The sequence below is a fragment of the Mycobacterium pseudoshottsii JCM 15466 genome (genome assembly GCF_003584745.1).
In the GTDB taxonomy this organism is placed as follows: domain Bacteria; phylum Actinomycetota; class Actinomycetes; order Mycobacteriales; family Mycobacteriaceae; genus Mycobacterium; species Mycobacterium marinum.
In genome coordinates this window covers 5,571,825-5,586,655 of record NZ_AP018410.1, presented here as the reverse complement: position 1 = coordinate 5,586,655, position 14,831 = coordinate 5,571,825, and the positions used below count along the sequence as shown (strand labels likewise).

General features: G+C 65.2%; 13 protein-coding genes. 8 read left to right on the top strand and 5 right to left on the bottom strand.

Annotation, left to right across the window (positions count from 1 at the left end; all coding sequences use genetic code 11):
* Positions 1-10: 10 nt before the first annotated feature.
* Genes MPSD_RS25600 through MPSD_RS25590 form a run of 3 tightly spaced genes read left to right on the top strand, consistent with a single transcriptional unit; the run spans position 11 to position 2,948 of the window.
* Positions 11-1,693, top strand: a complete 1,683-nt coding sequence (locus tag MPSD_RS25600) for a virulence factor Mce family protein (protein WP_086085384.1) — start codon at positions 11-13, stop codon at positions 1,691-1,693.
* A gap of 23 nt (positions 1,694-1,716) precedes the next feature.
* Positions 1,717-2,448 carry a hypothetical protein gene (locus MPSD_RS25595; RefSeq protein WP_015357348.1) on the top strand — a complete coding sequence of 244 codons (732 nt, stop codon included), beginning with the start codon at positions 1,717-1,719 and terminating at the stop codon, positions 2,446-2,448.
* The gene (locus MPSD_RS25590; RefSeq protein ID WP_011741710.1) at positions 2,448-2,948 is read left to right on the top strand and encodes a hypothetical protein; all 501 of its coding nucleotides are present in this window, start codon (positions 2,448-2,450) and stop codon (positions 2,946-2,948) included. Before MPSD_RS25595 ends, MPSD_RS25590 begins: the two co-directional genes overlap by 1 nt.
* Before the next feature lie 44 nt (positions 2,949-2,992).
* On the opposite strand, the gene MPSD_RS25585 is transcribed toward MPSD_RS25590, so the two are convergent.
* From MPSD_RS25585 to MPSD_RS25565, 5 genes are all read right to left on the bottom strand, one after another.
* Complete coding sequence (locus MPSD_RS25585) at positions 2,993-3,601, bottom strand: hypothetical protein (protein WP_020785766.1); 609 nt, start codon at positions 3,599-3,601, stop codon at positions 2,993-2,995.
* Positions 3,602-3,661: 60 nt separating this feature from the next.
* On the bottom strand, positions 3,662-5,164 hold the full coding sequence (locus tag MPSD_RS25580) for an alpha,alpha-trehalose-phosphate synthase (UDP-forming) (RefSeq protein ID WP_015357346.1): 1,503 nt from the start codon (positions 5,162-5,164) through the stop codon (positions 3,662-3,664).
* Complete coding sequence (locus tag MPSD_RS25575; RefSeq protein ID WP_011741708.1) at positions 5,165-5,329, bottom strand: hypothetical protein; 165 nt, start codon at positions 5,327-5,329, stop codon at positions 5,165-5,167.
* A 67-nt stretch (positions 5,330-5,396) separates the two neighbouring features.
* Positions 5,397-5,699, bottom strand: a complete 303-nt coding sequence (locus MPSD_RS25570) for an Rv3488 family transcriptional regulator (RefSeq protein ID WP_015357345.1) — start codon at positions 5,697-5,699, stop codon at positions 5,397-5,399.
* A 90-nt stretch (positions 5,700-5,789) separates the two neighbouring features.
* The gene (locus MPSD_RS25565) at positions 5,790-8,729 is read right to left on the bottom strand and encodes an MMPL/RND family transporter (RefSeq protein WP_086085385.1); all 2,940 of its coding nucleotides are present in this window, start codon (positions 8,727-8,729) and stop codon (positions 5,790-5,792) included.
* A 698-nt stretch (positions 8,730-9,427) separates the two neighbouring features.
* Between MPSD_RS25565 and MPSD_RS25560 the strand changes: the two genes are divergently transcribed.
* The 5 genes from MPSD_RS25560 (at position 9,428) to MPSD_RS25535 (ending at position 14,753) form a co-directional block, all read left to right on the top strand.
* Entirely contained in the window at positions 9,428-10,108 is a 681-nt protein-coding gene (locus tag MPSD_RS25560; RefSeq protein WP_086085386.1) for an ATP-binding cassette domain-containing protein, read from the top strand.
* On the top strand, positions 10,108-10,941 hold the full coding sequence (locus MPSD_RS25555; protein WP_086085387.1) for an ABC transporter permease: 834 nt from the start codon (positions 10,108-10,110) through the stop codon (positions 10,939-10,941). The genes MPSD_RS25560 and MPSD_RS25555 overlap by 1 nt, the downstream gene beginning before the upstream one ends.
* A 66-nt stretch (positions 10,942-11,007) precedes the next feature.
* Entirely contained in the window at positions 11,008-11,943 is a 936-nt protein-coding gene (locus MPSD_RS25550; RefSeq protein ID WP_012396498.1) for an enoyl-CoA hydratase, read from the top strand.
* 374 nt (positions 11,944-12,317) lie between these two features.
* Entirely contained in the window at positions 12,318-13,520 is a 1,203-nt protein-coding gene (locus MPSD_RS25540) for an ISAs1-like element IS2404/ISMul1 family transposase (protein ID WP_420811867.1), read from the top strand.
* Between the two features lie 72 nt (positions 13,521-13,592).
* A complete protein-coding gene (locus tag MPSD_RS25535; protein ID WP_020785770.1) occupies positions 13,593-14,753 on the top strand; it encodes an aminotransferase class I/II-fold pyridoxal phosphate-dependent enzyme in 1,161 nt (386 codons plus the stop codon).
* Positions 14,754-14,831 lie beyond the last annotated feature (78 nt).

The window sequence follows — 14,831 nt, the reverse complement described above, 5'->3', positions numbered from 1 at the left end:
GGCCGAGACGATGATCGACAAGCTCACCAAGATCCAGCTGTCCATCTTTGCGATCATCACGGTCCTCACCTTGACGGTGATGGGCATCTTCTACTTGCGGCTGCCCGCCACGTTCGGCATTGGTACCTATGAGGTGAGCGCCGACTTCGTCGCGGGCGGGGGCCTGTACAAGAACGCCAACGTCACCTACCGGGGTGTCGCGGTCGGGCGGGTGGAATCGGTTGGCCTGAACCCCAACGGGGTGACCGCGCAGATGCGGCTCAACAGTGGCGCCGCCATCCCGTCCAACGTCACAGCCACCGTGAAGAGTGTGTCGGCGATCGGTGAGCAGTACATCGATCTGGTTCCGCCCGACGATCCGTCGGCGGGCAGGCTGCACGACGGATCCCGGATCGAGCGCAACAACACCCGGATCGGCCAGGACGTCGCCGACCTGCTGCACCAAGCCGAGACGCTGGTCAACAGCCTCGGTGATACCCGGCTGCGCGAGGTGCTCCACGAGGCCTTCGTGGCCACCAACGGCTCGGGGCCGGAGCTGGCTCGGCTGGTGGAGTCGGCACGATTGCTGGTCGACGAGGCGAACGCCGACTACCCGCAGGTCTCGCAGTTGATCGACCAGGCCGGGCCGTTCCTGCAAGCGCAGGTGCGAGCCGGTGGCGACATCAAATCGTTGGCCGACGGGTTGGCCCGGTTCACCGCGGAACTGCGCCAGGCCGATCCGGGGCTTCGCAATACGTTGGCCACCGCACCGGATGCCATCGATGAGGCCAACACCGCGTTTTCCGGTATCCGTCCGTCCTTTCCGGCGCTGGCGGCAAACCTGGCCAACCTGGGCAGGGTCGGGGTGATCTATAACAAGTCAATCGAGCAGCTGTTGGTGGTCTTTCCGGCCTTGTTCGCCGCGATCACCACCGCCGCCGGCGGTGTGCCGCAGGACGAGGGTGCCAAGCTGGACTTCAAGGTCGACCTGAACGACCCGCCGCCATGCAACGTGGGATTTCTGCCGCCGCCCTTGATTCGGTCACCCGCCGACGAGACGTTGCGTGAACTTCCGCCGGACATGTACTGCAAGGTCGCGCAGAACGACGCCACCACGGTGCGCGGTGCGCGTAACTACCCCTGCCAGGAGTTCCCCGGCAAGCGGGCGCCCACCATTCAGCTGTGTCGTGACCCGAAGGGGTACGTCCCGGTTGGGCGCAACCCCTGGCGCGGTCCGCCGGTGCCCTACGACACGCCGGTCACCGATGGGCTCAACGTTCTGCCCCCCAACAAGTTTCCCTACATTCCGCCGGACTCGGATCCGGATCCGGGCACTCCGATTGTGGGGCCGCCACCGCCCGGTGTGATCCCTGGTCCGCCACCGGCGCCCAACCAGCCGGCCCAGCCCGCTCCACCACCCAACGACAACGGGCCGCCGCCGCCGTTCACGTCGTGGATGCCGCCGGACTACCCGCCGCAGGCGCCGCAGATTCCCTACCCCAAGACGCTGCCGCCGCCGCCACCGCCGGTGGGCGTCGGCCCCGAACCCGGGCCGCAGCCACAAGCCAGCGGCCCGGCCTACACCACCTATGACCCGCTCACCGGTGTATTCAAGGACCCGGCCGGTGGCACTGGTATCTTCGTGGGTGGCATCAGCGGAGCGTCCAGCGCGGAGAATTGGGTGGATCTCATGCTTGCTCCAAGGACCATGTAAGCGCTGATGCGGGGGCCTATGTGGTGGAAGTAGTGGAATCGGCAGACGCGGATAAGCAGACGCCGACGCAGCGGGTGCGTCGGCGGGCGTCTCGTGCCGCGGGGCCCGCGAAAAGCGAGTCCGGCGAATCGGATGCGGGTGAAACCACCGTCGGGGTTACCGCCGCACCGAGCACTGCCAAGCGGCCGGCCAAGCCGGCCAGGTCGCTGACGGCGGTTCGGCCGCCGCCACGGCGTCCGGCCCACCGCAAGCTGGTCGGATGGCTGTCTGCGGCGGCCGGGCTGGTCCTGGCCGCCGCGCTGGGCACCGGCGTGGCCGTCCTGATGGTGGGGCACCGCGACGCCGAAGCCGTACAGGCCCGCCAGCAACGCTTCGTCGATACCGCCACCCAGACGGTGGTCAACATGTTCAGCTACACGCCCGACACCATCGACCAGGCCGTCAACCGGTTCGTCGACGGCACCAGCGGGCCGCTGCGCGGCATGCTGAGCGCGAACAACAACGTCGAGAACCTCAAGGGTCTGTTTCGCGCCACCAACGCCACCTCGGAGGCGGTCATCAACGGTGCCGCGCTCGAAGACATCGACTCCGTTACCGACAACGCGTCGGTGCTGGTCTCGGTCCGGGTCACGGTCGCCGACATCGATGGGGTCAACAAGCCCTCCATGCCCTACCGGTTGCGGGTCATCGTGCATGAGGACGACACCGGGCGGATGACCGGCTACGACCTGAAGTATCCGGACGGGGGCAACTGATGCGATTGCGGCGGTGGCAGCGGTGGGTGATCACTGTCGCGGCAAGCATGCTGGCTGTCGTCATCGTGGGGTTGGCCGCCCTCGGCGGTTGGTTCTATTGGGACCGAGTGGAGGCGCGCGGGGAGGCCGCGGCGCGCGCGGTGCTGCCCGGGCTGGCCGCCAAAGATATACCCCTGGTCTTCGGATACGACTACCAAACTGTCGAGCGCAGCCTCAATGCCGCCTATCCGTTGCTGACCCCGGCCTATCGCGAGGAATTCGAGAAGAGCGCCAACGCGCAGATCATCCCCGAGGCCAAGAAACGCGAAGTGGTGGTCCAGGCCAATGTCGTCGGCGTCGGAGTCATGGCGGCCAAACGGAATTCCGCGTCGGTGATGGTCTACCTGAACCGCACGGTGACCGACAAATCGCGCCAGCCGCTCTACGACGGCAGCCGACTTCGGGTGGACTACAAGCGCATCGGTGGAAAGTGGCTGATCGCGTACATCACGCCGATCTGAGTTTCCCGCTCACCCGCAGTGTCCTTGGTGCCCTCGGCGCAGTGTCAGTAGCACATCGCAATGTCGTTGCAGTACAACGGGTAACGCTCGATCGGGCTGGGCGGAGGCCCGACCATCTGCAGGGAGAACGGCTCCTTTTTCATGTCCGGCTGCATGCCGCAGACGGCATCGTGCAGTGTTGTATGCGTACCGCTCATCGTTTCATCGCTGAACGCATAGGTGTCGGTGGACGGTGCCGTGCCGCCGCCCGGACACACGACGCCGTCCTGTTTGGTGACGGTGAAGGTCCACAGCACGCTGGATAGCCGAGCTCTGCCGCTGAAGTTCTGCAGCTTTTCCGCCCGGGTTATCGGTGCGTTCGGTGTCGCGCTCACGACGTTGAGGGCACAGTTGAAGGCCCATACCACCGGGTCGGAGTAGTCGTTCATGTTGCGAGTGCCCGACGGCTGATCGCACAGCGCGGTGATTGTCCAGGTCACCCCCGACACCCCGGCCTCATTGAGGGTGTACGCGCCGTCCGGTGGGGGCCCCAGCGCGTGTGCCGGGCTTTCCGATTCCAGTGTCAGCCCCAGCGCGACGGCCGAAACAATGCCAGCGCCGACGGCCAGGCCATGGCGGATCTTCGCGCCGAACCTCCCTTGAACGCCTTGCACGCCTTCTCGAGTATCACAGCGTTTCGGCCCGAAAACCATGGCTTTGGCGGCCGGGTTGGTCTAGTCGGCGGCGTCGGCCGAATCGTTGGGGCGCGAGTCGGCCAATGCGTCCAGGAAGGATCGGGCCCAGCGGTCCACGTCGTGAGCAAGTACCTGCCGTCGCATCGACCGCATCCGGCGCCGCCCCGCTTCCTCGGTCTGGTTGAGCGCCTCTTCGATCCCGTCCTTGACGCCTTCCAGGTCGTGCGGGTTGACCAGATAGGCGTGCCGGAGTTCGGCGGCGGCACCGGTGAATTCACTGAGCACCAGGGCGCCACCCAGATCGCTGCGGCAGGCCACGTACTCCTTGGCCACCAGGTTCATCCCGTCGCGCAGCGGGGTGACCAGCATGACGTCGCTGGTCACGAAGAAGGCGATGAGTTCGTTGCGCGGAACGGGCCGGTGTAGATAGTGCACCACCGGATGGCCAACCTCGGCGTACTCGCCGTTGATGTGGCCGACTTGGCGCTCGATGTCGTTGCGCAGGGTCTGGTAGCTCTCCACCCGTTCCCGGCTTGGTGTCGCCAACTGCACCAAGACGGTGTCGTCCCGCTTGACGCGGCCCTCGGCGAGCAGCTCGGAGAAGGCTTTGAGGCGGACATCGATGCCCTTGGTGTAGTCGAGCCGGTCGACACCAAGCAGGATCTTGCGGGGATTGCCCAGTTCGGCGCGAATCTCGCGGGATCGGCGCCTGATGTTACGGTCGCGGGCCGTCTGGTCGAGCGCGCCGGAGTCGATGGAGATGGGAAAGGCGCCGACGCGAATGGTGCGCGATCCCAATATCACCTCGCCGAACCGCGACCGCACCCCAACCGTCCCGCGCGAGGTGTCGGCTCCGACCAGTCTGCGCGACAGGATCAGGAAGTTCTGGGCACCGCCGGGCAGGTGGAAGCCGACCAAATCGGCGCCCAGCAGGCCCTGGATGATTTCGGTGCGCCAGGGGAGCTGCATAAACAGCTCCACCGGCGGGAAGGGGATGTGCAGGAAGAAGCCGATGGTCAGATCCGGGCGCATGGCACGCAACATCTTGGGGACCAACTGCAGCTGGTAGTCCTGCAGCCAGACTGTCCCCCCGCGCGCGGCGGCCCGGGCGGTGGCCTCGGCGAACCGGCGATTGACGTCGACGTAGCGATCCCACCATTCGCGGTGATAGATCGGCCGGACGATGACGTCGTGATAGAGCGGCCACAGGGTGGCGTTGGAAAAACCCTCGTAGTACTGGGCGACGTCGTCAGCGCTGAGCCGTACCGGCTGAAGCTGCAATTCGTCTTGGACGATCGGCTCGTCCTGCACGTCCACGTCGTTTTCGACGACACCCGCCCAGCCGACCCAGGCCCCCCGCCGCCGGCGCAACAGCGGCTCGAGGGCCGTGACCAGCCCGCCGGGGCTGCGCTTCCAGGCGATGGTGCCGTCGGGAAGCCGCTCCTGATCGACGGGCAGGCGGTTGGCGACAACTACAAAGTCTGAGTCCCCGAAGACCTCCGTGCTTGCAGGTTCCGCGGACTGGCGTCCCCCGGGACCCATTTAGTTCTCGGGCTTCGCCGGTCCAATACCGAGCATGGATAGGAAAACGCGGCATTCGTCGGCATCGTTTGCGTAGGCCGCGACGACACGCCTGGCCTGGTTGGCGGTGCTGTCGGCGAGTGGCTCCACGTCGCCGATATCGCCATGATCAGTTTTTGTAGGCATCACACAACTGTAGGCCACACCCGTATTGCGTTGCAGCGATCGCCCTGGTTGGCGCGCTCAGCTCGGCTTAGAGGTCGCTGCCCAAGACCTCGCGAGCCAGCTCCCGCAGGGCCCGGCGATCCTCGGTCAGCGCCGCCCGTCCGGCGGGGGTGGCCCGGTAGACGCGACGCGTGCGGCCGTCGACAACCCGCTGCTCAGACAGCAGCAGGCCGTCGGCCTCCAACCGATGCAGGGTCGGGTACAAGGTGCCGGGGCTGACCTTGTAGCCGTGCCGGCTCAGCTCCTCGGTCAGCCAGGCGCCGTGAACCTCATCGTCGGCGGCGTGATGCAGGATGTGCAATCGCACCGCCGCCCGCTGGAATTCCCGCACTCACACCACCTCCACGTGGTGACGAAACCGATATCGGATTGCGATTCTAGGCTCATGACGCGGTGGCCGAGGGCCGGGCCGGATCTCCCGCTAGCCCGATGCGGTTCTGCGGAGGTACCGAACCGACGCCCCCAGCACCGAAGTGGACAGCCAGCGTCGCGCCGAGGCGATGCGCTTGCGCAACCAAGGTCCCCAGCGGCGAGGGCCCGCCAACGAAGCGCGCAGGAACGGCGGCGGCGACCACCAGAACCACCGACCCAATAGGCCCATAATCGCGGGCACCGCGAAGATGCGCACCACCAGCGTGTCGACGATGAGCCCGGCCCCGATGGTGGTGCCGACTTGCTCGATGCTGAGCACGTCGCTGGACGCCATGGCAAACATCGTGATCGCAAAGACGATGCCCGCGGTGGTGACTACCCCGCCGGCGCCACCGAAGGCACGGATCGTTGCCGTGCGAAGACCGACCCCGCGGTCCGGGTGGGCGAGTACCTCCTCGCGCACCCGCACCGTGAGCAGCAGGTTGTAGTCGGCGCCCACCGCCACCAACGAAATGAAGGCCATGGACTGCACCGCCCAGTGCAGGTCCTTGCCCAGCAGGTCGTGCCAGATGAACGTGCTGATGCCCAGCGCCGACAGATACGAGACGATCACCGCACCGATAACCACCGCCGCCGCCACCGGGCTGCGCAGCATCAACAGCACGATCAGAAACACCAATGCCAGCGCTGCCGCGGCAAGCAAGACAAAGTCGTGGTGGACGTACCCGCGCAACTCGGCGGTCGCGGTGCCGAAGCCGGCGATGTTCACAGTGCTTCCGGCCAGCACGCCCTCCTTGGTAGCGGCCTTGACGGCGGCGACGATCTGCGGAGACCGGTTGGCGCCATCCCCGCCGAAGACCGCGCCGTCGCCGAACACCAGCAGCCGAGTCACGTGTCCGTCGGGGGAGAAGTACAGGTTGGCCGCTCGCTGGAAGCGCGGGTCATTCCAGGCCTGCTGGGGCAGGTAGAAGGTGCCCTCGGCGCTGCCCTGAAAGCCTTGGCGCAGGCCCCGCAGATAATCAATGATGTCCGAAATCGCGGTGTGCGCATCGTGCACGGCGTCGGCGAGTTGTGCGGTCGTCGCGCTGAGCTGTGCCATGTCGGCGCCCATGATGGCCAGGGACTGATCGGCGGTGGTCAGGGACTTGGCCGTGTCGGACATTCCCGCGCCCAGCTGTGATGTTCCTTTGGCAAGCGAATTCATTTCCACCACAATGGAATCAGCCGGATCGATCACCTTGAGTACCAATGCGCACACCGGGTCGCTCGGGCAATTGGCAACGCTGTTGGTGTAGTCGCGCAGCGGGTTCAGGTATCCCGAGACCTGCGCCGCGGTGTCGTGCAGTTGAACCAATCCGGAGTCCATGGCGTCGATGCCGGAGTTGACCCGGCCGAGCCCGTTCGCACTGCCGGAAAGCTGTTCCTGCAGACGTGATATCGCCGCAGAGAACCGCGATAGCGTCGGCGCAATCACATTGATCGAGGAGAAGCGGTGATCCAGCTGGGCGATGCGCTGATCGAGCCGGTCGCCGATGGCGCCTGCCTGGTCGGCCAGCGTCGCTTCGTCGGGCACCGAACCTGCTGGGCGGCAGGCGGACTGCACCATCCGGATGCCGGGAATCGTCATCAGCTGGTGGGTCACCCGCTCGATCGCGATCACGCCGGTGGGATTGCGCAGATCGTGGTCGGTCTCGATGGATACGGTCTCCGGAAGTAGTTGGTTCGGCGGGAAGTGCCGGTCGGTGGCCTGGTAGCCCCGGTTGGCCAGGGTGGAGTCCGGTTCTGCGGCGGGCTCGTTGAAACCGAAGGTCAACCCGGTGATGGGCAGCGTGCAGATCAGCAGAACGAGAGCCGCGGCCACCAGAACGGGGCCTGGCCAGCGTGCCACCATGGTGCCGATACGCCGCCAGCGTCGATGGATCGGCCGGTTCACCGTCCTCGGCTGCGCCAGTCCACGGCGTCCCGCGAGGTCCAGCAAGGCCGGTAGCAGGGTAAGCGAGGCGAGCATCCCGATGAGAACGCCTACCGCGCAGGGCAGTCCGGCGCTGCGCAGCAACCCGACATCGGCGAAGGTCAGACACGACAGGGCGGCGGCGAGGGTGAGCGCGGAGGCCAGGACTACCGGCATCACGTTGCGATTGGCGGCCAGCAGCGCTTGTTCGTGCTCGACGCCGTCGCGGCGCGCCTCGTGATAGCGCCCGAGCAAGAAGATCGCGTAGTCGGTAGCTCCGCCGAGCACCATGGCACCCAGCAACGCGACCGAGAAGACGGAAACCTCGAGAAGATTGTGCTGGCCGAGTAGTGAAACGATCGAACGGCCGACCGCCAGGCCGAGTCCCACTGCCACCAGCGGAATCGTGGCGGTAATCACGGATCGGTACACCGCGAGCAGCAGTAGGGCGATGAGAACCACGGTCACACCGGTCAGTAGCAGCATCTGCCGATCGATCTCGCCGAATTCGTCGGCGACGGTGGCGCCTGGGCCGGTGACGTAAGCCCGCAAACCCGGTGGGGTGGGCTGGTCGGCCACGGTCCGCCGCACCGCGTCCAGCGCCGCGTTCGCCTGCGCCGCACCGAGATCCCCGGCCAGTCGCAGCATCGTGTATTCGGCCTCGCCGTCGGTGCTGACGGCCGCCTTGGCGGTATAAGGGTCCGACCATAGGTCCATGGCCGACACCAGACTCGTGGGGTCGGAGCGCAGTTTGGCCAACAACTTGTCGTAGAAAGCGCGCTCTGCCGGCCCGAGCCGGTGATCGCTCTCCAGCACGAGATAGTTGATGTTGCCGGCGTTGCCGTCGCGGAACTGCTCGCCCATCCTGGCGCCCGCGACCGATACCGGCGCGTCGGCGGGAAGGAACCCGCGGCCGTGGGAACGGGCCGTGCTTTCGGCCTGCGGGATCAACAGGTTGCCCACGGTGGCGCCGACGATCCAGAGCCCCACAATAAGCACGGCGTATCGGCTGGTGATTTTGGTAAAGCGATCCCACACGGGATGTGAAAGTACCGGAATTCAACGCGCGCACCCTTGTGAGCTGTACCACTAGGGGGTATTTAGTTTGACTCCGTGCCACCGCGATCGACCGTCGGCAGCCACGGTATTCATTAGCCAAATTGGCTGCGATCGGCTATTTGTATAGCGAAGGAATATGTGGGCCGCGGTATTCGATTGACAAGTCGTATCAAATGCCCGCTGACGCGCTATTTCTCCCGCCGGCTGGGTTGGTGTCAGGCGGCTCGAGCAGTGGTTATGACCGCTGGTCACCGCCCTTTGTGGGAAGTGCGGTGAAACATTGCTGGCCGCCGTGTCGACAAGGCGGTAAGTCGCCTTTGTCAACCTTTTTGACAATCGGGTATCAGCAAATTCCCAGGGGGACGTTCAGGTAACTCCAAGTTGTACGGAAGCCCGTGTTCGATCGCCCGGCGGGGAGCGGGGGTCTTCGTCTGCAAATCTATTCACCGTGAGGTTTTGTGTGATTTCACCGCGCCGCCGGGATTTATCGGAGGAGAAAACCTAATTCCCTCAACCGTGAAACCCGAAGGCGGACACCGGTGAGCCAGTGGGTCCTACGGAATCGGTCTTCGATATCGTCTTTCGATAATGTTGTTGGTCGAGACTGCCGGGTCTGGCGGCCGGCTTCATGATCGGCTGGTCAGATCGAGAGCCCGCACACGTTGGGAGGTGCCGTAGTGGGCGAGGGCCCGGTGTTCGAGTTGGTCGATGTGGTCGTCCAGCGCGACCGGGTTCGCGCGCTGGATGGGTTCACCGCCGCGGTTCCGGCGCAGGGTGTGACGGCGGTGTTCGGGCCATCGGGATCGGGCAAGTCGACAATGTTGCGCCTGTGTAATCGACTGGAGGTGCCAACGAGCGGGCGAGTGTTCTTCTGGGGCAACGATATTGCTGAGTGTGACCCGCTGTGGCTGCGGCGCCGAGTGGGCATGTGCTTCCAGCGTCCGACGCCGTTTGCGGGCATCGTGGCCGATAACCTCCGGGTCGCTCGGCCGGACGCCTCCGAAGCTCAGATGGTCGAAACCCTGGCCCGGGTTGCGCTGAGGGGATCGTGGCTGGATCGCGATGCCACCGCGCTATCGGGCGGAGAGGCGCAGCGGATGTGCCTGGCCCGGACCTTGCTGGCGCAACCGCAAGTCTTGTTGCTCGACGAACCAACCTCGGCGGTCGACGCCGACGCGGCCGCGGTGATCGAGGGCGCGGTCCGGGAACTGGCGGACGACGGGATTCCGGCGCTGTGGGTCACCCACGATGCGGCTCAGGCCGAGCGCGCCGCCGACCGCATTCTGCATATCACCCGGGGGCGCTGCACCGGCCTCGATTCGGTTGTGGACAGGCCCGCAGACGGGCAGGTGAGCTAGTGAACGGTCAGATCGGGTGGATAGGGCTGGCGACTTCGCTGGCCCTGGTCGCGTTCGCGGCGGCTATTTCGCTTTGGCGGCGATTGGGCTTGGAGCGGCAGGTGGTCTGGGCGGCGGCCCGCGCGCTGGTGCAGCTGCTGCTGGTGGGGGGTGCGTTGACCCTGCTGTTCGAGCCGGGGCGCTCGCTGTGGTGGTCCTGGGCGTGGATCGCCGGGATGATCGGCTACGCCGGGGATGTGGCACGCCGGAGGGCGCCGGAGGTGCCGCGGCTGGCGCTGCTGGCGGTCGCCGCATTTTCTGCTGCGGCGGTGCTCACCCTGAGAGTGATTTTCGGGCTAGGGGTGTTTCCCCTGCAGGCACGCACCGTGGTGCCGATCGCCGGAATGATGATCGGCAACTCGATGACCGCGATGGTGCTGGTGGCTCGCCGCCTCGTCGACGAACTGCGCGACAAGCGCGACGAGGTGGAGGCGAGACTAGCGTTGGGGCAGCCCTCCCGTCAGGCCGCCGCCCCCTACCTGCGGACCTCGTTGCGGTCAGTGATATCGCCGCAGATCGAGACCACCAAGGCCACCGGGTTGGTGTTCCTGCCCGGCGCCATGACCGGGCTCATCCTGGCCGGTGTATCACCGCTGCAGGCCGTGCTGGTGCAGGCGGAGGTGATGTTTTTGATCCTCGGCTCGGTTGCGGCCACCACCGTGGTCGTCGGGCTCGGTCTGGTCCGCCTGGTGTTCACCCGCGATCATCGGCTGCGACCGTTGCGGCAGCCAACCGGGGTCCACGGGGGCCCCAGTCGCGCCCGACCGTCCGGCCGGCGGGCAACCCAGCGATGACCCCCTTACACAATGGACGTAATCTGTAAAGATCCACGCAAGCCCAGGACAAGTTAGGCGGGCGCAATGACACTCTCCGAGCAGGCCGACACCAGCGCGGAGGGTGTCGCCCCCGCCGAACTGGTGGCCTACGAAACCCTTGATGAGGGCCGTATCGCCCGGATCTGGCTCAACCGGCCCGAGGCGCACAACGCGCAGAACCGCACCCTGTTGGTGCAGCTGGACGAGGCGTTTGGTCGAGCCGAGGCGGACGACACCGTGCGAGTGGTGATTCTTGCCGCGCGTGGCAAGAACTTCTCCGCCGGACACGATCTCGGGTCCGAGGCGGCGCTGCTGGAACGCAAACCCGGGCCGGCGCAGCATCCGACCTTCCGATCGCACGGTGGGACCCGCGACGCGGTAATGGAGAAGCTCTACCTGCAGGAGTGGCACTTCTACTTCCAAAACACCTGCCGCTGGCGCGATCTGCGCAAGATCACCATTGCCCAGGTACAGGGCAATGCGATCTCGGCGGCGCTGATGCTGATCTGGGCCTGCGATCTGATCGTCGCCGCGGACAATGCCAAGTTCAGCGACGTGGTGGCGGTGCGTCTGGGGATGCCCGGGGTCGAATACTATGCCCATCCTTGGGAATTCGGGCCGCGCAAAGCCAAAGAGCTGTTGTTGACCGGTGATTCGCTAGACGCTGAGGAGGCGTACCGGCTAGGCATGGTGTCCAAGGTTTTCCCTGCCGATGAGCTGGCGGACAAGACCCTGCAGTTCGCCCGTCGTATCGCCGAACGTCCTACCATGGCGGCGTTGTTGGTCAAGGACTCGGTCAACGCGGCTTCCGACGCGATGGGATTCACCGAGGCGCTACGGCACGCGTTTCACGTGCACGAGCTGGGGCACGCACACTGGGCGGCTCACAATGAGAACCGGTACCCGATTGGTCTGCCGCCCGACGTCGAGGACTGGCGTACGGCCGGGCCGACCCAGGTGGCCCGACGCGATACGCCCTGAACCCGGCCGTGACGCGGTTGTCAAGAACCGGTACCAAACCACAAAGTATGTTCAGGCGCCCCCGGGGCGTTCCCGTTGCGGACTGGTTGAATCCGGTTTTTCGGAACCAAATTCCAAGATTCTGCGCCATTGCTGTCACTTGACAGAAAGCATCCCTTAAGTGGCCTAACTTGGTGTCTAATTACACGCGCGCTTAATACGTCGCGGTTGAACCTGCACGCGCGGGTAGAGCAGGGCTCCGGCGTTGTTGATTAGCAGGCTTGTGAGCTGGGTTGATGATCTTTGGTGCCGCGCTATTGGGGCCGGAGTGTAGGCACGGGCTATCTGGAGAACGATCGAGTTGGTTACTGTTCGTCGTTGGTCTGGAGTTGCCCGTGCCTACCGTTTCAGTATTGCCTGTGTCGTCGGTTCCAGAGGTGTTCGACCGCTGGAGTCCTGGTGAGCGCAGCGAGCTCATCGGATCGGAGTTTCTCGATGTGTTGGCCTCGGTGCCAGACCCGAGGGACCCACGCGGTCGGAGGTATTCGCTGATGGCTTTGTTGGCGATCGCGGTTCTGGCCACTGCCGCGGGGATGCGCGGCTATGCTGGTTTTGCCACATGGGCGGCCACCGCTCCCGATGATGTGTTGGCCCAATTAGGGGTCCGGTTCCGGCGGCCCAGTGAGAAGACCTTCCGCGCTGTTTTGTCTCGGCTAGACCCCGCCGACCTCAACGCCAGGATGGGCAGTTACTTCACTGCACACGTGGCCAGCAGCGACCCCAGTGGATTGGTGCCGATCGCGTTGGACGGCAAGATGCTGCGTGGTGCTTTACGCGCCAAAGCGACAGCCACGCATCTCGTGTCGGTGTTCGCCCACCGTGCCCGATTGGTGCTCGGTCAACTCGCTGTCGCCGAGAAAAGCAATGAAATTCCCTGCGTACGTGCCCTGCTCACGCTGCTGCCGGGTAGCTTGCGGTGGCTGGTCACCGTGGATGCGATGCATACCCAGGTCGTCACCGCGAAGTTGATCTGCGCCACCTTGAAGTCGCACTACCTGATGATCGTCAAGTCCAACCAAGCCAAAATACTTGCGCGTATCACCGCGCTGCCCTGGGCCGAGGTGCCCGCAGCCGCTACCGACGACTCCCGCGGCCACGGCCGTGTCGAGACCCGCACCCTGCAAATCATCACCGCTGCACGAGGAATCGGCTTCCCCTACGCAAAACAAATCATCCGGATCACTCGTGAACGCTTGATCACCGCCACCGACCAGCGCAGCGTGGAGGTGGTCTATGCCATCTGCAGCCTGCCGTTCGAGCACGCCCGCCCTACCGCGATCATGACCTGGATGCGTCAACACTGGGGAATCGAGAACAGCCTGCACTGGATACGCGACGTCACCTTCGACGAAGACCGTCAAAGGGCACATACCGGAAACGGCGCACAGGTCCTAGCAACGCTACGCAACACAGCGATCAATCTGCACCGCCTCAACGGCGCCGACAACATCGCCGAAGCCTGCCGGATCACCGCTTTGACCGCCAACCGCCGCCTAGACCTCCTCAATCCACAATTCCCCAGCTCACAAGCCTGCTAATCAACAACGCCGGAGCCCTGGCGGGTAGAGCGGGACAGTCGCTTGGCCGCCTTCCGGCACTACGGCGCTCGCATGGAATTGCCGTTCTTTCGGACCGTGGAGTCCGCCCCCGGGCCGACCACCGTCGTCGAAGGACAGCCCCGGGTGATGTTCGCCTCGAACAATTCCCTGGGCCTAGGTGGCGACCCTCGCTTGGTTGAGGCGGCGAATCGGGCGACCGAGCGCTACGGGCCCTCGTGTGCGGGGGCGCCTCCGTTCTGCGGCACGCTGCAGATCAAGGTCGAGCTCGAAGAGTTACTGGCCGACTGGTACGGAACCGAGGCGGCGCTGGTCTACAACAGCGGATGCCTGACCAACGTGGGCGCGCTCACCGCCCTGTTGGGCGTCACCGATCTGGCGTTTCCCGATAGCGAAGCGCACGCATCGATCCAGGACGGCATCCGGCTGTCCGGGGCCAGCTCGCGGTTCTTTGCGCACAATGACCTCGATGCGCTGGAACGCAATCTGATCCGCACCGCTGACCGCGGCGGCACCAAACTCATCGTCGTCGACGGGCTTTACTCGATGCAGGGCGACATCGCGCCGATGGCCCGCATTGCGGCGCTGGCCAGCAAATATAACGTGGGCCTGTTCGTAGACGAGGCGCACAGCGTCGGCGTCTTCGGGTCGCGGCGCACCGGAATCGCCGAAGAATTCGGATGTGCCAAGGATGTCGACGTGTTGATGGGCGGCATGTCGAAAGCGATCGCCTCCACCGGCGGTTACATCGTTGGATCCCAAGACCTGATTGATGTGCTCAAGTTGCACTCCAATGCCCATATCTTCACCGCAACGGCCGCGCCGGCCGCGTTGGCCGCAAGCGCTGCGGCGATCGAAATCATTCGCGGCCCGGAGGGGGCACAGCGCGCCGCCGCAGTCCTGGCCAACGCCCAAGCCCTGCGCGACGGTCTGGTCGCACAGGGCTTGCAGGTGCGAGGAGGGATAGTCCGGGCCGACGGTTCGGGCGCGATGGCACCGCATGTGTCGGTTTGGATCGGGCGGGAAAGCCAAGCGATCGCCGCGTGGAACCGAGCCTTCGACGATGGTGTCTTCTGCGCGCTGGCGCTTCCGCCCGCGGTCGGTGAGAACGAGGCATTGATGCGGTGCAGCGTGTCGGCGGGTCACTCGACGGCCCAGATCGAGCGAGCGGTCGAAGTCATTGCCGCCGCCGTGCTTGGCGCACGAGACAAATGATCGCTGAGTGTCAAATTGCTGGCTGATGTTAACAATTTGGTATCAAGAAATTCAATCGACAATGCTCGTTCGCGCGCA